The sequence below is a fragment of the Sphingobacterium sp. Lzh-3 genome, from assembly GCF_046764375.1.
Lineage (GTDB): Bacteria > Bacteroidota > Bacteroidia > Sphingobacteriales > Sphingobacteriaceae > Sphingobacterium.
The window spans coordinates 1,926,809-1,948,877 of sequence record NZ_CP177226.1; the positions used below are offsets into that span (position 1 = coordinate 1,926,809).

Annotated in this window: 12 protein-coding genes, 2 tRNA genes and 3 rRNA genes; 15 read left to right on the forward strand and 2 right to left on the reverse strand. The window is 42.6% G+C overall.

The genetic code is table 11. The features are described 5' to 3' along the window. The first annotated feature begins 1 nt into the window (after position 1). On the forward strand, positions 2-1,162 hold the full coding sequence (gene uxuA / locus ACLCDV_RS07745; protein ID WP_411973338.1) for a mannonate dehydratase: 1,161 nt from the start codon (positions 2-4) through the stop codon (positions 1,160-1,162). 141 nt (positions 1,163-1,303) lie between these two features. On the opposite strand, the gene ACLCDV_RS07750 is transcribed toward uxuA, so the two are convergent. Continuing rightward, entirely contained in the window at positions 1,304-2,326 is a 1,023-nt protein-coding gene (locus tag ACLCDV_RS07750; RefSeq protein ID WP_317667787.1) for a LacI family DNA-binding transcriptional regulator, read from the reverse strand. A gap of 687 nt (positions 2,327-3,013) precedes the next feature. Between ACLCDV_RS07750 and ACLCDV_RS07755 the strand changes: the two genes are divergently transcribed. From ACLCDV_RS07755 to ACLCDV_RS07815, 13 genes are all read left to right on the forward strand, one after another. Further along, positions 3,014-3,175 carry a hypothetical protein gene (locus tag ACLCDV_RS07755; protein WP_201670127.1) on the forward strand — a complete coding sequence of 54 codons (162 nt, stop codon included), beginning with the start codon at positions 3,014-3,016 and terminating at the stop codon, positions 3,173-3,175. 113 nt (positions 3,176-3,288) lie between these two features. After that, positions 3,289-4,818: ribosomal RNA gene (locus ACLCDV_RS07760) — 16S ribosomal RNA — on the forward strand. Positions 4,819-4,939: 121 nt separating this feature from the next. Beyond that, positions 4,940-5,013: transfer RNA gene (locus tag ACLCDV_RS07765), tRNA-Ile, on the forward strand. A gap of 12 nt (positions 5,014-5,025) precedes the next feature. Next, positions 5,026-5,099 (forward strand) — tRNA-Ala (locus ACLCDV_RS07770). A 228-nt stretch (positions 5,100-5,327) separates the two neighbouring features. Beyond that, positions 5,328-8,209 (forward strand): 23S ribosomal RNA (locus tag ACLCDV_RS07775). 127 nt (positions 8,210-8,336) lie between these two features. Then, positions 8,337-8,448 (forward strand): 5S ribosomal RNA (gene rrf / locus ACLCDV_RS07780). Together the 16S, 23S and 5S rRNA genes with 2 tRNA genes alongside form the textbook arrangement of a ribosomal RNA operon. A gap of 935 nt (positions 8,449-9,383) precedes the next feature. Then, on the forward strand, positions 9,384-11,522 hold the full coding sequence (ccoN, locus tag ACLCDV_RS07785) for a cytochrome-c oxidase, cbb3-type subunit I (RefSeq protein WP_317667785.1): 2,139 nt from the start codon (positions 9,384-9,386) through the stop codon (positions 11,520-11,522). A 205-nt stretch (positions 11,523-11,727) separates the two neighbouring features. Further along, positions 11,728-12,642: a cbb3-type cytochrome c oxidase N-terminal domain-containing protein gene (locus ACLCDV_RS07790; protein ID WP_411973339.1), complete on the forward strand. Its 915-nt coding sequence runs from the start codon at positions 11,728-11,730 to the stop codon at positions 12,640-12,642. A 15-nt stretch (positions 12,643-12,657) separates the two neighbouring features. Continuing rightward, positions 12,658-14,046 (forward strand): cytochrome c oxidase accessory protein CcoG, encoded by a 1,389-nt coding sequence (gene ccoG, locus ACLCDV_RS07795; RefSeq protein ID WP_411973340.1) that lies wholly within the window; start codon positions 12,658-12,660, stop codon positions 14,044-14,046. Between the two features lies 1 nt (position 14,047). Further along, on the forward strand, positions 14,048-14,479 hold the full coding sequence (locus tag ACLCDV_RS07800; RefSeq protein WP_411973341.1) for a FixH family protein: 432 nt from the start codon (positions 14,048-14,050) through the stop codon (positions 14,477-14,479). A 9-nt stretch (positions 14,480-14,488) separates the two neighbouring features. Continuing rightward, a complete protein-coding gene (locus ACLCDV_RS07805; protein ID WP_411973342.1) occupies positions 14,489-15,178 on the forward strand; it encodes a sulfite exporter TauE/SafE family protein in 690 nt (229 codons plus the stop codon). 57 nt (positions 15,179-15,235) lie between these two features. Continuing rightward, positions 15,236-16,699, forward strand: a complete 1,464-nt coding sequence (gene cls / locus ACLCDV_RS07810; RefSeq protein WP_317667780.1) for a cardiolipin synthase — start codon at positions 15,236-15,238, stop codon at positions 16,697-16,699. A 128-nt stretch (positions 16,700-16,827) separates the two neighbouring features. Beyond that, the gene (locus ACLCDV_RS07815) at positions 16,828-19,551 is read left to right on the forward strand and encodes a carboxypeptidase regulatory-like domain-containing protein (RefSeq protein ID WP_411973343.1); all 2,724 of its coding nucleotides are present in this window, start codon (positions 16,828-16,830) and stop codon (positions 19,549-19,551) included. 259 nt (positions 19,552-19,810) lie between these two features. On the opposite strand, the gene ACLCDV_RS07820 is transcribed toward ACLCDV_RS07815, so the two are convergent. Then, entirely contained in the window at positions 19,811-20,392 is a 582-nt protein-coding gene (locus tag ACLCDV_RS07820) for a thymidine kinase (protein ID WP_075991734.1), read from the reverse strand. Positions 20,393-20,652: 260 nt separating this feature from the next. On the opposite strand from ACLCDV_RS07820, the gene ACLCDV_RS07825 reads away from it, so the two are divergent. Next, on the forward strand, positions 20,653-21,921 hold the full coding sequence (locus ACLCDV_RS07825; RefSeq protein WP_411973344.1) for a phage integrase SAM-like domain-containing protein: 1,269 nt from the start codon (positions 20,653-20,655) through the stop codon (positions 21,919-21,921). The last annotated feature ends 148 nt before the right edge of the window (positions 21,922-22,069 follow it).

Consider the following 22,069-nt stretch of genomic DNA (forward strand, 5'->3'; position numbering starts at 1 on the left):
GATGAGAAAATTAGAACAAACCTGGCGTTGGTATGGTCCCAATGACCCGGTATCTTTACAAGATATCAAACAGGCTGGAGCTACTGGTATTGTTACGGCATTACATCATATTCCACACGGTGAGGTATGGCCATTGGCCGATATTCAAGAAAGAAAACGCATTATAGAAGATGCTGGTCTTACCTGGTCTGTTGTGGAAAGTGTGACAGTACACGAGGAGATTAAGACAAAAGGTGCTAGGGTCGATGAATACCTCCAGAAATATAATGAGACTTTAACCAATCTTGCACAATGCGGCATCAAAACAATTTGTTATAATTTTATGCCGGTGCTGGACTGGACGCGTACACAATTGGATTTAACCATGGCGGATGGTTCAAAAGCATTGTATTTTGACTGGATTGATCTGGCACTTTTTGATATTTTTATATTGAAACGTGATGAGGCACAGACAGCGTATCCAGAGGATGTTGTTAAACGTGCGACTTTACGATTTGATGAAATTTCCGAACAGCAAAAAGAAGAATTGACAAATGTTGTCTTAATGGGGATCCCCGGAGAGAAAAATGTGGAATTGGATGCGTTAAAGGCGAGCATTGATACCTATAAACATATTGGGAAAGGTGGTTTACGCAACAATTTGGTTTATTTCCTTCAGGGAATTGCGGCAACTTGTGAGGAGAACGGTATATGTATGACCATTCATCCCGATGATCCACCGTATCCTATTTTAGGTTTGCCCCGCATCGCCAGTAATGGTGCAGATTTCGATTATTTTTTGAATGCGGTTCCACAACGATTTAATGGTGTCTGCTTTTGTACAGGGTCTTTGGGGGCCAGTCAGACAAACGATCTGCCGGCTATCTTAGAAAATATTAAAGGACGGGTAAACTTTGTTCACTTACGGAATGTGAGGAAAGATGCGATCGGAAGCTTTTATGAGGCAGACCATTTGGATGGGGATGTCAATATGTATAAAATCATGAAAATCCTGGTTGCTGAAAATCAATTGAGATCTACAGCGATCCCATTCCGGCCAGATCACGGCCATCAGATGCTGGATGATCTAAATAAAGTAACAAATCCAGGGTATTCTGCCATTGGAAGATTGAGAGGGCTTGCGGAATTGCGGGGCCTAGAGTATGGTATTGTTGGTGAATGATACCCATAATTCGGGCGAAGATTAGAGATTATGACCTGTAATATAGGTCTCGCATAAAGACAGTCGGGAAATAGGGGAGCTAATTTCTTATTTCCCGACTGTTTTGTTTTAAGTATGTCGACGAGACTATAATCAAAAGAATTATAAGGAAGATTTGCGAATGATGAGCTGTGTTGGAAGCTCAATCGTTTCAAATTCATGTATTGGTCTTGTTTGGTTAATGGTGGCGATTAATTTATTTGTCGCCAGTTCCCCAATTTCTGTTGCCGGTTGTACAACTGTGGATAGTGCCGGATTTAAGGAAGCTGCTATCTGTGTGTTTGAAAAACCAATAACGGCCACTTCGGAAGGGACTTGAATCTGAAGCTCAGCCAAAATACCCAGTGTTCGGGTTGTAATAACATCCGTAGCACCGAAAATCGCATCTATACGTTTATGTTCAAGATATTCTTTGCGCAAAATCTCCCGAATTGTTTCGTCTATATCGGTGGTATTATTAAAACTACATTCGATATAATGTCTATTATCAAAAGGGATCCCCGCATCTGATAAAGCAGATCTGAAGCCATTTAATCGTTCGGCTGCCACACCTAAGTTCTTTCCGGTGATATGCAAAATATTCTTTTTGCCTTGTTCGATGAGATGCTTTGTGGCATTATATGAACCTTGGAAATTATTGACACCAACCTTGAATGTGTCGAGCTGGTGATTGATACGGTCAAAAATAACGACTGGAATCTGCGATTTTATCAATGCTTTTAGCTCTTCAATATTTGAATCGGAGGAAACCGGAGATATCATTAAGCCATCAATACCGCGCATGCGTAAGACGTCAATACAATTTTTTTCGATCCGTTCGTCTTCCCGGCTTTGCATGAAAATAACGTCATAGACCGTCTGTTGAGAGGCTATTTGAATTCCATCGAGGATTTGTGAAACGAATGTATTGCTAATGTTGGATACAATAACCCCTATTGTATTGGATTTTCCTATTTTTAAGCTCCGTGCCAACTTATTTGGGTGGAAATTATGCTTTTTGGCATATTCCTGAACCATCTTTTTAGTCGCTTCACTTATTTCGTAGCTGTCTGATAATGCTTTGGAAACCGTCGAAACAGAAATATTGAGTGCCAACGCTATATCTTTCAGGGTAGTTCTGCTCATCGCTCTGGTGGTTATTTTAAGAAGATAAATCTACATAAAAAAATAGATAAATAGGTTTTTTATCTTGATAAGTGGACCAATGCTGCTATTATTTGGCTTTTCATATTGATATTTTGCTTGTTTCAGCGGCAGTTTTGACAAAAGGGGAGGCCTGTTGTTACCCCGCTTAGGCTCAAATTGTATCCTGATTTACTATTACCACCACTATAGCACCGATTTAACAGGGGGTTAATAGGGGTTGTACCCCTGCTAACCCCCTGTTAACCCCCTGTTATCCCCCTGTAATACCCCTATTAGTTAACTATAAAAGTTAAACGAAATTGGTAATAGATCCGGTCCGAAGCCTCCCTCCATACGCTATAGGATGACCTGGGTTTCTCCGAAGGTCCAATCTGGCGGCCGGATCAGCCATTCCAGCCCTCCGATCACCTGTTTTACAAAAAGAATCGTGCACCGTTACAGGCAGTTAAGGGAAAAATGAAAATAATAAGAACAAAAGGCTTGGAAGTTTGTTCCTAAACTCCCTATCTTTGCACCACTCCGCAAGGGAGGGACGGTTACCCCGAAAGAGGGAATCCTGAAAAAAGAAGGGTTTAAGAGAAGTCTGGCAGGATCTAAAATCCCGTTCAGTTTATTTTAAACGCGGAAATCGAAAAAAGAGGAAAGAAAAAAAACTTCAAAAAGTTTTTGGAAGTTCAGAAAAGATTTCTACCTTTGCAGTCCCAACGGAAACGAAGGGAAAAACAAAACGATAAAGAGTGGCGCAATGCCCATCGGAATAAAGCGGATACGGAAGTTGAAGCGACAAAGTTCTTTAAGAAAACACAATCATGTAAGCGTGACGAGTAGACAAACGAAAGTCATGAACAAATTCAAGTAATTCGTTCAATTCGATCCAAGATCAGAGATATAAAAAAAGAATTCTGATTATTATAAATAGTTGGAATCAAAAACTTCATTTTACAATGGAGAGTTTGATCCTGGCTCAGGATGAACGCTAGCGGCAGGCCTAATACATGCAAGTCGGACGGGATCCATCGGAGAGCTTGCTCGAAGATGGTGAGAGTGGCGCACGGGTGCGTAACGCGTGAGCAACCTACCTCTATCAGGGGGATAGCCTCTCGAAAGAGAGATTAACACCGCATAACATCAACAGTTCGCATGTTCGGTTGATTAAATATTTATAGGATAGAGATGGGCTCGCGTGACATTAGCTAGTTGGTAGGGTAACGGCTTACCAAGGCGACGATGTCTAGGGGCTCTGAGAGGAGAATCCCCCACACTGGTACTGAGACACGGACCAGACTCCTACGGGAGGCAGCAGTAAGGAATATTGGTCAATGGGCGGAAGCCTGAACCAGCCATGCCGCGTGCAGGATGACTGCCCTATGGGTTGTAAACTGCTTTTGTCCAGGAATAAACCTAGATACGTGTATCTAGCTGAATGTACTGGAAGAATAAGGATCGGCTAACTCCGTGCCAGCAGCCGCGGTAATACGGAGGATCCAAGCGTTATCCGGATTTATTGGGTTTAAAGGGTGCGTAGGCGGCCTATTAAGTCAGGGGTGAAATACGGTGGCTCAACCATCGCAGTGCCTTTGATACTGATGGGCTTGAATCCATTTGAAGTGGGCGGAATAAGACAAGTAGCGGTGAAATGCATAGATATGTCTTAGAACTCCGATTGCGAAGGCAGCTCACTAAGCTGGTATTGACGCTGATGCACGAAAGCGTGGGGATCGAACAGGATTAGATACCCTGGTAGTCCACGCCCTAAACGATGATAACTCGATGTTGGCGATAGACAGCCAGCGTCCAAGCGAAAGCGTTAAGTTATCCACCTGGGGAGTACGCCCGCAAGGGTGAAACTCAAAGGAATTGACGGGGGCCCGCACAAGCGGAGGAGCATGTGGTTTAATTCGATGATACGCGAGGAACCTTACCCGGGCTTGAAAGTTAGTGAAGAGTGCAGAGACGCACTCGTCCTTCGGGACACGAAACTAGGTGCTGCATGGCTGTCGTCAGCTCGTGCCGTGAGGTGTTGGGTTAAGTCCCGCAACGAGCGCAACCCCTATGTTTAGTTGCCAGCATGTAATGGTGGGGACTCTAAACAGACTGCCTGTGCAAACAGAGAGGAAGGTGGGGACGACGTCAAGTCATCATGGCCCTTACGTCCGGGGCTACACACGTGCTACAATGGATGGTACAGCGGGCAGCTACATAGCAATATGATGCTAATCTCTAAAAGCCATTCACAGTTCGGATTGGGGTCTGCAACTCGACCCCATGAAGTTGGATTCGCTAGTAATCGCGTATCAGCAATGACGCGGTGAATACGTTCCCGGGCCTTGTACACACCGCCCGTCAAGCCATGAAAGTTGGGGGTACCTAAAGCATGTTACCGCAAGGAGCGTGTTAGGGTAAAACCGATAATTGGGGCTAAGTCGTAACAAGGTAGCCGTACCGGAAGGTGCGGCTGGAATACCTCCTTTCTAGAGTATCGAAGATCGGTGCTCGTCACGTTACATATGATTGCAGAAGAAAAAAACATCAGAAGAAAGTGCCCGCCCCTAAGGGAGCAGGACCGAGAGAAAGAGATGAACAAGATAAGCTAGTCCCGTAGCTCAGTTGGTTAGAGCACTACACTGATAATGTAGGGGTCAGCAGTTCAAATCTGCTCGGGACTACGAAAACGTTTTGGGGAATTAGCTCAGCTGGCTAGAGCACCTGCCTTGCACGCAGGGGGTCAACGGTTCGAATCCGTTATTCTCCACATCTCCGGGGAAGTATATAGCGATATACTTCATATATACCGGAAAAAGAGTTCTTTGACATATTGAAAGAGAAAAAAAATTACAAGAGAAGACAACAGTATAGAGACAATACGTTTATGTGTCTGATGTAAAGAGGAGACCCTCGGTCAAGGCCGAACGAATCTTTACGTAGCATAGATGTATATATATCAAAAGCAGCCGCATAGTAGCAAAAGGCTATGCCGGTGAAGAAAGTAAATAAGGGCACACGGGGGATGCCTAGGCTCTCAGAGGCGAAGAAGGACGTGATAAGCTGCGATAAGCTTTGGGGATTGGCAAATGCGACTTGATCCAGAGATTTCCGAATGGGGCAACCTGACTATTTGAAGAATAGTCGTATAAAACGCGAACGCGCTGAACTGAAACATCTAAGTAGGCGTAGGAGAAGAAAATAACAATGATTTCCCAAGTAGTGGCGAGCGAACGGGAAAGAGCCCAAACCGATCATGTTACGGCATGGTCGGGGTTGTAGGACCACGACATTGTACAGCGCTATGAACTGGAAGCAGGTGGGAAACTGCGCGACAAGGGTGAGAGCCCCGTACAGGTAAAGAATGTTGACATAGTGGTATCCTGAGTACCGCGGGACCGGAGAAATCCTGTGGGAATCCACCAGCACCATCTGGTAAGGCTAAATACTCCTGAGAGACCGATAGTGAACCAGTACCGTGAGGGAAAGGTGAAAAGAACCCCGAACAGGGGAGTGAAAAGAACCTGAAACCGTGTGCTTACAAGCGGTTGGAGCAGGCAGGTCCTGTGACAGCGTGCCTTTTGCATAATGAGCCTACGAGTTACTCTTGTCTGGCAAGGTTAAGTCCTTCAGGGACGCAGCCGAAGCGAAAGCGAGTCTTAATAGGGCGCATAGTCAGATGAGGTAGACGCGAAACCTTGTGATCTACCCTTGGGCAGGTTGAAGTTGCAGTAACATGTAATGGAGGACCGAACCGATAAACGTTGAAAAGTTTCCGGATGACCTGAGGGTAGGGGTGAAAGGCCAATCAAACTGGGAAATAGCTCGTACTCCCCGAAATGTTTTTAGGAACAGCGTCGGCGTAGAGTTTGATAGAGGTAGAGCTACCGATTGGGTGCGGGGGAGTCAAATCCTACCAAATCCAGACGAACTCCGAATGCTATCAAATATAGCCGGCAGTGAGGCTTTGGGTGCTAAGGTCCAAGGCCGAGAGGGAAAGAACCCAGACCATCAGCTAAGGTCCCCAAATCCGTTCTAAGTTGAACTAACGAGGTCCGGTTGCCCAGACAGCTAGGATGTTGGCTTGGAAGCAGCCATTCATTTAAAGAGTGCGTAACAGCTCACTAGTCGAGCGGCCGGGCGTGGATAATAAACGGGCATCAAGAACGGTACCGAAGCTATGGATTTGTACTGAAAGATGTGCATCTGGTAGGGGAGCATTCCATCGCCGGAGAAGCAGTTTGGCAATGAACTGTGGAGGTTATGGAAAAGCAAATGTAGGCATAAGTAACGATAAGGCGGGTGAGAAACCCGCCCACCGAAAGACCAAGGTTTCCTGATCAACGTTAATCGGATCAGGGTCAGTCGGGACCTAAGGCGCACCCGAAGGGGGCAAGCCGATGGACAACTGGTTAATATTCCAGTACTCTTCATAACTGCGATGTGGTGACGGAGTAGTGACACTGCCGCGAACTGACGGAATAGTTCGTTGAAAGGCGTAGGTATAGGGACGGTAGGCAAATCCGCCGACCCTGCTGAACCCCAATAGTACAGCAAAGCTCCGGTGGCGCTGATAGAGCAGGTAAACAGACTTCCAAGAAAACCCGCTAAGCTTCAGGTTATGAAGACCCGTACCGCAAACCGACACAGGTGGTCGAGGAGAGAATCCTAAGGTGCTCGAGTGAGTCATGGCTAAGGAACTCGGCAAAATGGCCCTGTAACTTCGGGAGAAGGGGCGCTGTCTCGTAAGAGCAGCCGCAGTGAAAAGGCCCAGGCGACTGTTTAACAAAAACATATGGCTTTGCAAAATCGCAAGATGAAGTATAAGGCCTGACACCTGCCCGGTGCTGGAAGGTTAAGAGGGGATGTCATCGCAAGAGAAGCATTGAATCGAAGCCCCAGTAAACGGCGGCCGTAACTATAACGGTCCTAAGGTAGCGAAATTCCTTGTCGGGTAAGTTCCGACCTGCACGAATGGTGTAACGATCTGGGCGCTGTCTCAGCCATGAGCTCGGTGAAATTGTGGTATCGGTGAAGACGCCGATTACCCGCAACGGGACGGAAAGACCCCATGCACCTTCACTATAGCTTAACATTGAGATTGGGTACAGGATGTGTAGGATAGGCGGGAGATGTTGAAGTGGCTTCGCCAGGAGTCATGGAATCAACCTTGAAATACCGCCCTTTCTGTATTCGGTTTCTAACTCGGCTATGTCGAGGACATTGTTTGGTGGGTAGTTTGACTGGGGTGGTCGCCTCCAAAAAGGTAACGGAGGCTTTCAAAGGTAAGCTCAGTACGCTTGGTAACCGTACGTGGAGTGCAATGGCATAAGCTTGCTTGACTGTGAGACCGACAAGTCGAACAGGGTCGAAAGACGGACATAGTGATCCGGTGGTTCTGTATGGAAGGGCCATCGCTCAAAGGATAAAAGGTACGCTGGGGATAACAGGCTGATCTCCCCCAAGAGCTCATATCGACGGGGAGGTTTGGCACCTCGATGTCGGCTCGTCACATCCTGGGGCTGGAGAAGGTCCCAAGGGTTGGGCTGTTCGCCCATTAAAGTGGCACGCGAGCTGGGTTCAGAACGTCGCGAGACAGTTCGGTCCCTATCTGTTGTGGGCGTTGGAAGTTTGAGTGGATCTGACCTTAGTACGAGAGGACCGGGTTGGACAGACCTCTGGTGAACCTGTTATGCCGCCAGGTGTACGGCAGGGTAGCTACGTCTGGAATAGATAAGCGCTGAAAGCATCTAAGTGCGAAACTAGCCACGAGATGAGACTTCCTTATAGGGTCGTAGAAGATGACTACGTTGATAGGCCATAGGTGTAAAGGTTGAGAGACCAAAGCCAAGTGGTACTAATAGCCCGAAGCTTTCTCAAGCAGACAGACACTGTTGTCTTCCTCTTTAATTTTTAAGAAACAAACAGAAACGAACCTCTTTCAATAGCTATGTCAGTTGGCATGAATAACATGATATGAATATCATAGATCAGCCAATAAAGATTTTTAGGTGCCTATATCGGCGGTGTCTACCTCTTCCCATTCCGAACAGAGCAGTCAAGCCCGCCAGAGCCGATGGTATTGCCGTAACAGGTGGGAGAGTAGGTCGGTGCCTTTTTTTACACGGAAGCCCTTGCTGGAAACAGTCAAGGGCTTCTTTCGTTTAAGTACTTCCGTATTTCCATATTTCCATGTACAGGCTATTGCCTATCCTCCGCCTATCGGTTATCGCAGCACAGGACCGTCGGTGAGCCCGGTCCATCGGTAGCTGTTCCGCAACTGCCGCTATCCTGCAGCCTTCACTGACCGTATCAAATCCTATTACTTTTTAGCAGTATTCTATAGCTGCATATCAATTGGCCTTGCAGTAGCTACTTATAATACTGTATATGCTATCCGACTGTTGGGAAGCATGCAGGTAATGGTACACAGTCATAGCAGGTAGTCATGCGGTCATGCAGCCATCACTGTGCTGCTGTGCTATGCTGTACTGTCGTAGCCAAGGGGCATTGCAAAACTCAGGCTGAGCTCATATTCTTTTAATAAGGGGCTTTTCTACAGTGGTTAACTAAATTATGCTATAACAGTACACAGAAGCCAGTTCAAGCTAATCCCACTACCGATTCTTTTCAAAGCGTCTTTAGTTCACTTGCTATAGGCGAATAGTGCAATGAGTCTGCAGATTAAGGTTTGCTATTCTGATGAGGTTTGATGCACTATAGCTACAATTCACTTCGTGCCAATAGTCCCGATGTTTTCGGGATAAATTCGTGTATATGTAACAGTGATTCTAACCCATATTGCCATTAAAACAAGGTATTAAACCGTAAGAAATGTGACTACGGTCACTTTTGATGTCTGATCTAATTGTAAAAAGTATCTTTCAAGATCTCTATTTTCCCTAAGTCATTTACAACCAATGGTCGAAATTGCGAACTAAACCTTTTAATCGGGTAATAAAAAAGTGACGCACATCACTTTTGTACGCATTGTCCATCATTAGATTGTCATAAATTGCTGCTTATTTTTGAATCAGAATCAACAATTTAAGTAATGCAGTTAGAGCAATTTAATTACGACAACAAGATTGTCAGGAATTTCGGAATCGCTACCATTATTTGGGGGATAGTTGGTATGACCATAGGATTGCTTGTGGCGACGCAGCTTGTTTGGCCCCAGATGAACTTTGGATTGCAATTTACAACATTTGGCCGTGTACGTCCTGTACACACCAATGCGGTGATTTTTGCTTTCGTAGGTAATGGTATTTTTATGGGAGTTTATTACTCCTTACAGCGGGTGCTTAAAGCAAGAATGTTCAGTGATGCTTTGAGCAAGCTCCATTTTTGGGGTTGGCAATTAATTATTGTTGCCTCGGCTATTACACTACCACTCGGTCTTACTTCAAGCCATGAGTATGCCGAAATGGAATGGCCTATTGATATCGCAATTACCCTCATTTGGGTCGTATTCGGAGTCAATATGTTCGGTACTATTATCAAACGACGAGAACGTCACATGTATGTCGCTGTTTGGTTCTATATTGCCACATTTGTTACAGTAGCCGTATTGCATATTGTTAACTCCATCCAATTACCTGTAGCTGGCTGGAAAAGCTATTATGTCTACAAAGGCGTACAGGATGCGCTGGTACAATGGTGGTATGGTCACAATGCAGTTGCTTTTTTCTTGACAACTCCTTATTTGGGAATGATGTATTATTTCCTTCCTAAGATGGCCAACCGTCCAGTTTACTCTTACAAGTTAAGTATTCTCCACTTTTGGTCTTTAATCTTTATTTATATCTGGGCAGGTCCTCACCATTTGCTCTATACGGCGCTACCGGGTTGGGTACAGTCTTTAGGGGTTGTATTCTCCATTATGTTGATTGCTCCGAGTTGGGGCGGTATGATCAATGGCTTGTTGACCTTACGGGGTGCTTGGGATAAGGTACGGACAGAGCCTATGTTAAAATTCATGGTCGTGGCCCTTACTTGTTATGGTATGGCGACTTTCGAAGGCCCTATGCTATCTTTAAAACAGGTGAATGCAATTGCTCACTTTACCGACTGGATCGTAGCACACGTACACGTAGGTGCATTGGGATGGAACGGCTTTATGACATTCGGTATTCTGTACTGGTTGATACCACGTATTTATAAAACGGAGTTATATTCTAAAAAGTTGGCATCAACGCACTTTTGGATAGGTACCTTAGGTATTTTGTTCTATGCGATCCCGATGTATTGGGCAGCTGTAGTACAAGGCTTGATGTGGAAAGAATTTACACCGGAAGGAGTCTTGAAATATCCAAACTTCCTTGCGACAACATTGGAAATTTTGCCAATGCACATGATGCGTGCACTAGGTGGCGCACTTTATCTATCGGGCGTGTTCCTGATGACGTTCAACTTGATCAAAACTATGCAAAAAGGGAAGCTTTTGGCCAATGAGCCTGCAGAAGCTCCTGCATTATTGCCGGTTCAAGTAAACGAACAGTCTCAACACCGCCGCCTTGAACGTAAGCCAATTTTATTTATGGTACTCGCTCTTATTGCCATCCTCATCGGGGGTATGGTGGAGATGGTGCCGACTTTTACAATTTCTAAAAACGTTCCAACGATTGCGAGTGTAAAACCTTATACAGCATTGGAACTGCAGGGAAGGGATCTCTACGTGAGAGAAGGTTGTGTAAACTGTCACACACAAACTATTCGTCCATTTAGATCCGAAACCGCCCGTTACGGAGAGTATAGCAAGGCGGGAGAGTTTGTTTACGATACACCGTTTTTATGGGGTTCGAAGCGGACGGGACCGGATCTGCATCGCATCGGTGGAAAATACCCCAATAAATGGCACTTTGATCACCTGTTAGATCCGACGATTACCTCGCCAGGAAGTATTATGCCAACATATCCTTGGTTGATCGATCAGAAGCTGGATAATTCTATTCTGCAAGATAAAATGAAAGCATTACGGAAATTGGGAATTCCCTATACCGATGCGGAAATTGAACATGCTGAGCAGGATCTTACCAAACAGGCACAAAAAATTGCTGATGATCTAAAACAAAATCAAGTGAATGTGTTAGCTGACCGTGAGATTGTAGCTGTAATTGCATACTTACAGCGATTAGGAACAGATATAAAAGCAGCTCCAAAAGTAGCTGATAATGTTAACGCAAATCAATAAAGCCATGTTTAAGCAAATAACAAATCTAAACGGCAGTGAGCTTTATCTAATTGCATCACTTTGGATCTTCTTGGTGTTCTTCATTTCAGTAGCAATAATGTTGTTTCGAATGAAAAAAGACTATGTTACTTATATGAAGGAATTGCCTTTGGAAGAAGATGAAACAGAAAAGGAACTGAATCATTCACCTGAAAGTCTATAATATATGAGTTTATTATTGGATACTGCACCAGCTACCGCAGAAGTTGTTCAATCTACGATAGGATTCGGTACAGATAATTTATACACAGATATCTTAATTGTTGTATTGATCGTTGTGATGCTGGCTCTTCTCGCTTCGGCATTGATGGTCAATCGCGCGATGAAATCCATCATTAAGATTACCATGCCTGAATTGGCCAAGGAGGAAAAACTCAAAAAGGCGGCGAATAAGGGCTGGATGAAAAGGTCGTGGAACAAGATCATGGGGATCAGACCGATTTCAGAAGAAAAGGATATTGTCATAGACCATGAGTATGATGGTATCCGCGAATTGGATAATCCGATTCCGATCTGGTTTAATTTCCTTTTTTATGGAACGATTTTTTTCGGCCTTGTTTACTTATTTGTTTATCAGGTGTCGGGCATCGGAATGAACCAAGACCAGGAGTATGAACATGAGATGTTCGTTGCCGAGAAAGAGCGTCAGGCTTATCTTACTGCTTCTGCGAGCAATGTAGACGAAAGTAGCGTGGAGTTTCAGCCGGAAATGGCAGCTGATGGAAAAGCGATCTTTACCGCAAACTGTGTCGCTTGTCACGGTGGTAGTGGCGAGGGAGGCATCGGACCTAACTTGACCGATAAGTTTTGGCTTCATGGTGGCGAGATTAAAGATATCTTCAAAACCATTAAGTATGGTGTTCCTGATAAAGGAATGGTGCCATGGGAACAAACTTTAAGTCCTGCACAAATCGCACAGGTTGCCAGTTATATTATTACCTTAAGGGATACACACCCTGCTAATCCAAAAGCTCCGCAAGGTGAAGAGGTAACCTATGGCGGTGGCCAGGCTGCAAGCGGAGAGAAGGCGGCGGATGAGAGCAAAGCAGAAAAGGCTGAAACAGAAAAAAAAGCAGAGTAATAAATTGAAATAGCAATGAGTACAGTAGTCGTGAATAATGCCAATAACGGTGGATCTAAGTCAAAAAAAAGACAATGGATTTATGCCAAAAAACCGCAGGGAGAGCTTTACAAAAAGAGACAGTGGGTTGGGTATTCACTACTGCTGTTCTTGTTTGTAGTTCCTTTTATCAAAATAAATGGTGAACCGTTTCTCATGTTCAACATTATTGAGCGGAAGTTTTCCATCTTAGGAAATCTGTTCTATCCACAGGATCTCTACATATTCGTATTCGGTATGTTAATCGTGATGGTATGTGTGGTTTTGTTTACTGTTGTCTTTGGACGGGTATGGTGCGGATGGACTTGCCCCCAGACCATTTTTTTGGAATTAATATTTAGACGAATTGAATATTGGATCGAAGGTGATTGGCAACAACAAAAGAAATTGGATGCTGGACCCAATACGGATCAAAAACAATTGAAAAAGTTTTTGAAACATGGTATATTCCTGATCATATCATTTTTCATTTCAAATATCTTTTTGTCTTATATCATCGGTGTTGATGCGTTGATGAAGATCATCACTGATCCATTGGACCAACATATCGGTGGATTGATATCAATCATCATATTTACATTGGTTTTCTATGGTGTATTTGCGTACGTCAGGGAGATTGTATGTATTGCAATTTGCCCTTATGGCAGATTGCAGGGCGTACTCCTCGATGACCAAAGTATCACTGTTGCATATGATCATAGACGTGGAGAGCCAAGAGGAAAACAGCAAAAGGATGCAACGGCGACGCAGGGAGATTGTGTAGACTGCAAACTCTGTGTACATGTATGCCCCACAGGAATTGATATTCGAAATGGTCTGCAATTAGAATGTGTAAGCTGTACGGCCTGTATAGATGCCTGTGATGCTGTCATGGACAAAATTGGAAAGCCTAAAAAGTTAATTGGCTTTTATCCAATGGGTGAGATTGAAGGAACACTGAAGAAAAAAAGCAATACGAGGGCGATTGCTTATTCTATCGTGTTGGTTGCGTTAATGTCGGTCTTTTGTTTTCTGTTGTTCAATCGTTCTCCGGTGGATGGAAGATTGCTTCGGGCAAAAGGAAGCACCTACCAACTTCGCGATGATAAGACAATAAGCAACCTGTATTCTTTGGAATTGATTAATAAGTCTGGTAAAGAAATGCCTTTTAAATTGGTCTGTGATGATCCGCGTTTAAAGATTCAACTGGTCAATCCTATTCAAAAATTGAGTAAAGATGGGCATGCGACACTGAGCTTTTTTCTAATTATCGCGAATAAGGATGTTGAGACCTATAAAAGTAATATAAAATTAGCTATCTATTCGGGAGATAAGAAAGTGGAAAGTTTAAAAACCACTTTTATAGCACCTCCGGGTATGAATTAAAATGAAAACAATGAATTGGGGTACAAAGATTTTTTTAACCTTGGCGGTATTTATGTTGTGTATAGTCGGAGCAGGAATATACATGGTGAGTCACGATTCGGATAGTCTGGAAGAAGATGACTATTACGAGCAGGGACTGAATTATGATCAAGCTTACGAAAAAAAGCAAAATGTATTGATTATGAAGGAATCACCAACAATAGAAATCAGGCAAGATACCTTGTATATTCATTTTGTTTCCAAAGAAAATAAAGGGAAACTGCTGTTTCGAAAACCTTCGGATAATCGATTGGATAAAGAATTACCATTTCAGACAACCAGTAATTTATATACACTGCCCATTTCCACGTTCGATAAAGGAATGTGGAATTTGTATATTGACTGGAAGAGTGTAGGTAAAGATTTTTTATTTGAAGAGCATATTTTATTCTAGTTTAACGAAATGAGCTATACCTATTTTGCATTTTTCATGGGATTGTTTGGAAGCATACATTGTGCGGTAATGTGTGGCCCATTAATTTTTGCTATTGAGGGAAGGCAGGGTTTTGGTTGGAACGTTTTTTTAAATAAAGTACTGTATCAATCCGGTAGAGTACTGACTTATGGATGTTTAGGACTTTTACTCGGTACGATCGGAACATTTGCCCAGATTCAAGGTTGGCAGCGAAGTTTGAGCTGGGCCACAGGTATTATTCTGATCGGAATTGCTTTATTCCAGCTTATTGGTAAGCATAATCGGAAAATCGCTAGCTGGCAGACGAAGGCTGTGCAGCCAATTGTACGCTTATTGTCGAAATGGCTCTATAAATCGGGGGGGAGTTTTATTGCCGGCGTACTGAATGGCTTATTGCCCTGTGGTATGGTCTACATGGCACTCATGTCGTCCATAAATGCAGATAGCCCACAGCAAAGTTTCTTTTTTATGTTGTACTTTGGCTTAGGAACTATTCCGCTATTGTTTGCATTTTCTTTTCTGGGAAATTTCTCCAGATCTTTCAAAATTGGATTTTCGAAATGGGTTCCCTTTCTCTATTTCTTATTGGGAATTTGGTTTATACTCCGGGGTGCCAATTTGGATATTCCCTATTTAAGTCCATTCATTCATGTCGATGGTGCAATAAACTGTGTTTAACGACAAACAATATGTCGATGCTAAGTATTATATTTGGTAAAACCCTTAGCTCACAATATGGAGGTACTTCATCATATTTTACAGATTGCATTAACCTATTATTGGATTCCCCTACTCATTCTTTATATTGGTGTAATCGGAACGATTTTGATCGAAAACCGTAATCCTTCCAAGACCATTGCCTGGATTATGGTCATTGTTTTCTTACCTGTCGTCGGTTTGCTCAGTTACTATTTCTTTGGTCAGAAGTTTAAGAAGGTCAAAAGGATGAAACGCGTGTACCGCGAGCAGTCCAAAAAGCTACTGGATGCCTGGCGTAAGGAATCCGAAATTATGGAGGAACATATTGATACGTTAAATGAGCGGATCGGTAGTTTGGCCATGGTATACCGCTACCTTAAAAATCAGAAGATCTCTACCTTCTCCCTCAACAACGATGTAACCCTGTTTATCAATGGGGAAGAAAAGTTTCCGGTACTTATTGATCGTCTTAAAGCTGCGCAGCATTCCATTCACATGGAATATTATATCTGGGAAATGGATGAAATAGGGCAGGAGATCTTACATATTCTGGAAGAAAAAGCAAGAGCTGGGGTCACCGTACGTCTGATATTGGATAGTTTTGGTGCTCCTGATGTAATTAAATATTTACGGAGGCATAAACCCGATTTTGTGTTTCAAGCTTTTCTCCCAGTAACCTTTAGTTCCTTGGCGAATAGCAACTACCGAAATCACCGCAAGATAGCGGTGATCGATGGGAAAATAGGTTTTGTCGGCGGAATCAATATTTCAGATCGATATATCAATAATGGAAAAAATGAGGTTTATTGGCGGGATACAGCTATGATGGTTGTCGGCGCGGCCGTAAATACGTTGCAAATCCAGTTTTGGAACAGCTGGAACCAGACAGATGCGGAATCGTTTGAATTGGGCCGAGGTTATTTAAACCGATTTCCCCTTACCGATGAAGATGCGAGTGGAGTAGGATTTACAGCCAGTGATCCCGGATCGCCAGCGCCTTTCAATATGGAAGCAATTATTGCCGGTATCAACGAAGCAAAAGAATATGTACAGTTGTGTACACCTTATTTTATTCCCAGCGATCAATTGACGACCGCTTTAATGCTCGCGGTATCTTCAGGTGTTCGTGTGGACCTGATGTTACCGGCCCAGTCTGATTCGTTTTTTGTACAGCACGCCTCATTCTCGTTTATAAAACCACTGTTGGAAAGAGGAGTCAACGTATACCTTTATACAAAGGGATTTCTACATGCCAAAACCATCTGTATTGATGGGAAGCTTGCCTATATCGGTACGACAAACTTAGATATCAGAAGTTTTTACATCAATTTTGAAATCTCGGGAATTGTCTCGGATAAAGCGCTTTGCGACCGTCTTAATGCGCAATTTTTGGCTGATATTGAAGTCTCAGATCTGATTACAATCCGAAAATGGATGCAACGAAGCCGCTGGAAAAGAGGAGTTGATTCCATCTGTAGGCTTTTGGCTCCCTTGCTTTAAATAATCTTTAAAGAGTCGGTATTGCCCCTACGAATAGGTATAATAAATGTTAAAAATACCCCAATGGGGTTGGTCTTTGCTCAAAATTGAATATATTTAGCTATTCATTTTTTATTCTAAGACTTTCAATGAAGCACATAAAACTATTGACTTTATCGATAGGACTGTTAGGAATGGGGACGACTTATGCCCAGACTACACCTACGTTGCCTATTAATACGATCGTAGAACGAGTTCAGAAATATTTTCAGGTCTACCCAGTTGAAAAGGTACATTTACATTTCGATAAGCCATATTACGCGGTGGGGGATACCCTCTGGTTTTCGACCTATTTATCCCGCAATTTGGCCGAATATGAGCCGAGTAAAATAGCTTATGTGGAAGTACTGAACAGTCGTGATTCCCTGATTCAGACACTTAAAATTCCATTGGATAAAGGGGTAGGAAATGGGCAGATTGTGCTTGATCCTCAATTTATGTCTCAGGACAATTATCGATTTAGAGCTTACACAAAATGGATGGCCAACTTTGATAATGCCTACTTCTTTAATAAAGTGGTGCCAATCGGTGATGTTATCAATAAGAAATTGATTACAAACATTGAATTTCAAAATAACATTGGTGGTAATAAAACCCAAGCTGTCATACAGTTCCGCGATCGTACGGGAAAACCGATGATCAATTCAAAAATCAATTGGGAGTTTGTCTCGGGATGGGAAACGTTCGACAAGGGTAAAGGTGAGACGGATGGTCTAGGGAAAGTAACGATAAATTTGTCTCCAAAGGAAAAAGCAAATTTGGAGAAAGGGCAACTGAAGATTAGCATTCAGGAGAATAAAAATGAAAAACCTTTGTCTAGTTCTTTCTTGCTCAAAAATGCCTTGTGGGATGCAGACGTACAATTCTTTCCTGAAGGAGGCGATATTATCGCCGGATTGGCAAAAAAAGTGGCATTTAAAGCCCTCGGATCCGATGGGAAAGGGCTAAAGGTAAAAGGAAGTATTTTAGATTCAAAGGGCAAGTCTGTAGCGGAGTTTGCGGACTTCGGAACTGGAATGGGCTATTTTTCTCTTCTGCCGCTCGCGGGAGAAAATTATCAAGCTGTTGTGAAGTTTGAGAATGGACAGGAACGCAAATACAAATTGCCGGCTGTTGTCAATGACAAGGCAAATGTTGTTTTTGTAAAACAGGATGCTACGAATGCTGAGTTTGCCGTGGTAACCAGTGAAGAGAATTTTTCAAAAAACCAAGGGCAATCCTATTATGTTTTGGTTCAGTCGAATGGACATCTCTGTTTTGGCGCGCAGGTGAATTTGAAATCTTCATCCGCATTGGTCAATATTCCGAAAGAGCGTTTACCAAATGGTATTGTCCAGGTAACCTTATTGAGTCCTGACGGAAAGCCTATCAGTGAGCGCTTGGCATTTGTTCAAAGCGAAAAGCTTTTAAATATTCAGGTTACCAGCGATAAGCAAAGTTATAAGGCTAAAGACTTGGTCAATCTTAAACTTGCTGTAGACAACAATGGGCAGAAGTTCCCGGGAAGCTATTCAGTAGCTGTAATAGACGAATCCAAAGTTCCCTATAATGATCAGGCAGATCTTTCGATTGTGAGCAACTTTTTGTTGACTTCGGACCTCAAAGGAAATGTAGAGAACCCAAATTCATATTTTGATGAAAAAAATCCCAATCGGGATAAAGCCTTGGATGCTTTATTAATGACGCAGGGATTTCGCCGATTTGACTACCCGACGCTCATAGCGGAGAAGTTGCCGCAGATCAGTTTTCTTCCTGAACAGGGAATCGAATTGTCAGGTATCCTGCGGATGAACACCGGGCGTCCTTATCCAAACGGTGGATTACTTTTGACGATACCTTCCCGTAACATTAAGAAGGATGTGTATACAGATCAAAATGGACGTTTCGCCTTTAAGGATCTTGTGTTCCCGGATTCGTCCAAAGTAACGGTTAATGCCCGATCGAATGACAATTACCGAAGCTTGGTTATCAATATGGACCAGACCTTTTACCCCGAGATCGATAAGAATAATGGCTATAAGAGTTATTTTGTACCTAATATAGACCAGGCTTTTGCTCCTTATTTGGCGAATAGCCGAAAAGAGTATCGAAAATCGATTCTCTTGGATGAGGTAGAAGTGACGGCGGTAGTGAAGAAAGTAATCACCAATAAAGATTTCCCTTCTATTTCGGGACTGTCCATGCCGGAACACCGTATTGAACCCGATCGTTTGACCGGTTGTAACGTGTTGACCATGTGTCTTCAAACGGTATTGACGGGCATTACCTATGATCCACAGACATTGAAGTATTATGTTTCTCGTGATTATAATGCAGGTGGGCGTACACCTGTCCAGTTCTTTCTGAACGGTATGGCTATTGATGAGCCCGGATTAAATAGCATCAATGTCGCGGATATCGAAGGTATCGAAATCTTCTTACGTGACGAATTGGGAACAGTCTCCAGAATGTATCAAAATAATGGTGTCGTGTCAATCTATACGAAGAAAGTGGAAGCGAAGAAACCACGGATGTCGTTGAGTGAAATTGAGAGCATGTTGCCAAAATCAAATGTAATCGATATGTATCCTTTGGGCTATATTAAAGAACGCAAATTCTATGTTCCAAAATATGATACGCCGGAAAGAAAGGCTGCAAACGATTTGAGAACGACCATTTACTGGAATCCGAAAGTTTCGATCACAGAGACCGGGGAGGCGGCTATTCAGTTTTATAATGCCGACGGAAATGGAAATTACAAGGTAATCGTCGAGGGAATGGATCAAACCGGGAATATCGGCCGTAAGGTAATAAACTACGGTGTTCAGCCTTAAAACTTGTATATAGGAGTTCATCAAAAAAAGAACGCTGTTCTCAGTCAAAGAGAGCAGCGTTCTTTTTTTTGTTTTAAAAAAAACACCTCCTTGATGGGCAAGGAGGTGCTAACTAACCAATTATAAACCTAAATTATGAAAAGTATTTTGTCGCTATTCAAAGCGCTAATCTTCTTATTTATAAAATATATTTCAAATCCTATGCCAAATAGTTTTTATAGTACTTTTGGCAGATTTTTAGTTGACCTTTTTGATCAGGCTACTTGTTCAAGTGGAAATAACAGGGTCTACAACGTGGTTCATAAGCGTCTTTTTCACCTAAAAGTACGGTTTCAGTATCCTTGGTCAGACGGTAGGAATAATTCGCTGGAGCGCCACATTGCATGCAAACCGCATGTACTTTCGTAACGTGTTCGGCTACTGCCATTAGATTGGGGATTGGGCCAAATGGTTGCCCTTGAAAATCCATATCGAGTCCGGCAACAATTACCCGGATACCACTATTTGCCAATTTGACACACACCTCTGTCAAACCGTCATCAAAAAATTGTGCCTCATCGATTCCGACAACTTGGGTAGATGAACTTAAGAGTAGGATCGCTGAAGAATGATCAACAGGTGTCGACGGGATGCTATTACTATCGTGAGAAACGACCAGCTTTTCATCGTATCGTTTGTCAACAGATGGTTTAAAGATTTCGACATTCAGACGTGCATATTGTGCTCGTTTTAGCCTGCGAATCAATTCTTCTGTCTTGCCTGAGAACATCGAGCCACAGACAATTTCAATGCTACCATATTGAGCGGGGCGCAAAGCCAAATTATGTTCGGAAAAAAGCATTTGATTCATTTAATTTTGCCGGAAGGTCTGCAAATAAGGTGATTTTTGTAAAATGACCTCCCATTATATTCTGTTTTTGACACTGCTAATATCAGAATTAAATATTAAATTTGATAACAGTTTTTACCAACATAAGCCTATCGGCTTATAAGCGTGAAACTTAAATTATTTGAACTTCTTGGCGCTTTTTGCTAGTGCATAATTACACGATTACTTGACAGTTTGTGTTAAAAAAGATTTACAAATAATTTACAACGAGCATGGCAACTGTTAATGCAAAAATTGTCCCTCATCAAAAAAAGGATGATGGGACGTGGAATGTCAAGATCACTGTTAGTCACAAATCCCAGACGAAATATATAGATACATCTTCATTTGTAGATAAGGCCTACCTGGATTCAAAAGGTAAGCTTAAGAAGGCATTTGTTGATAAACATTTTTCTACTAAACTAACGGAGTATCGCGATGCTCTTACGGCTTTGGGTAGCAAAGTGAAATTTATGACCTGTGAAGATGTTAAGGGTTTCCTTAAGAACTTAGATGCAAAAGATGATGTTATCGATTTATTCGCAAAGTTTGATGAAAGGATAGATGAATACCGCAGCAAAGGACGGGAGGGACAAGCTAAAAATATATTATCAGTGATCAACCATCTACGTGATTTTACTGGTCAACAGTCGTTTGATATCACTCATCTTACTACGGGATTTTTATATGAGTTCAAGCGTTACCTGGAATCGCCTAAGGTTATTGTCAGAAATAATAATAATGGTGGATATACCAAACCGCAGGAACGGCGCGGAATAAATGCTAATACGCAAATCATATATTTCGGTATCATAAGCAATTTGGTAAAGGATCTACGAAAAAGATACAATAATCAATCAATCGGGCATACTCCTTTTCCAAATCCTTTTGAAAACTTCGATAGCATAAAGCCGGTAAAGACTAAGAGGAGAATTTTAGAGATTAGCATGATCCTGGATTTGTTAAACTATAAACCAGTAGGGAAGATGGAAACGGTAACTAGGGATCTGTTTCTACTTTCATTCTATCTGTGCGGTATGAACCCGGTTGACATGTTTGCCTATTTGACTAACCCAAAAATGACGGGTGGTTTTGAATATGCCCGTACAAAAATTAAAAATAGGAGAATTATTGACGGAGGTGTTACCAATGTATTGATCCCGGAATGTGCACAGGCTTTAATTGAAAAGCATGCTGGTACCATTCAAAGAGACTACAGGAATATAGAAAGCTTACATTCAATTTTTCGTGATGGTTGGAAACGGATACGAGCAAAACTTGGCTTTAACGTATCAATGTATTATGGCAGGCATAGTTTCGCTACTATTGCAAGGAAGTTATGTGGAATAAGTAAGGATGATGTTTCCTTTGCACTAAACCATAAGTTTGGATTGGATGTGACTGATATTTATGCGGAGCCAAATTGGGAGATAATTCACCATGTTCAAAAGACAGTAATAGAAAGAGTATTTAGTGAACTTGAAGAAAAAGAGGTGGCATGAGCTACCTCTTTTCATCTAATAGGGCCAATATCTTTTTTAATGTAGATTCCATTGTAACCAATCTGTTTTCAACTTCCGCCAGGCGGTAAGCGAAAGATTGACCTTCTTCGGTATTTCTATTTAAATAGGTCAAATCATTTAATGACAT

Bases quoted from the DNA above. Each gene is read 5' to 3' on its own strand.
- uxuA (WP_411973338.1), top strand. From the start codon at position 2: ATGAGAAAATTAGAACAAACCTGGCGTTGGTATGGTCCCAATGACCCG.
- ACLCDV_RS07750 (WP_317667787.1), bottom strand. From the start codon at position 2,326: ATGAGCAGAACTACCCTGAAAGATATAGCGTTGGCACTCAATATTTCT.
- ccoN (WP_317667785.1), top strand. From the start codon at position 9,384: ATGCAGTTAGAGCAATTTAATTACGACAACAAGATTGTCAGGAATTTC.
- ACLCDV_RS07790 (WP_411973339.1), top strand. From the start codon at position 11,728: ATGAGTTTATTATTGGATACTGCACCAGCTACCGCAGAAGTTGTTCAA.
- ccoG (WP_411973340.1), top strand. From the start codon at position 12,658: ATGAGTACAGTAGTCGTGAATAATGCCAATAACGGTGGATCTAAGTCA.
- ACLCDV_RS07800 (WP_411973341.1), top strand. From the start codon at position 14,048: ATGAAAACAATGAATTGGGGTACAAAGATTTTTTTAACCTTGGCGGTA.
- ACLCDV_RS07805 (WP_411973342.1), top strand. From the start codon at position 14,489: ATGAGCTATACCTATTTTGCATTTTTCATGGGATTGTTTGGAAGCATA.
- cls (WP_317667780.1), top strand. From the start codon at position 15,236: ATGGAGGTACTTCATCATATTTTACAGATTGCATTAACCTATTATTGG.
- ACLCDV_RS07815 (WP_411973343.1), top strand. From the start codon at position 16,828: ATGAAGCACATAAAACTATTGACTTTATCGATAGGACTGTTAGGAATG.
- ACLCDV_RS07820 (WP_075991734.1), bottom strand. From the start codon at position 20,392: ATGCTTTTTTCCGAACATAATTTGGCTTTGCGCCCCGCTCAATATGGT.
- ACLCDV_RS07825 (WP_411973344.1), top strand. From the start codon at position 20,653: ATGGCAACTGTTAATGCAAAAATTGTCCCTCATCAAAAAAAGGATGAT.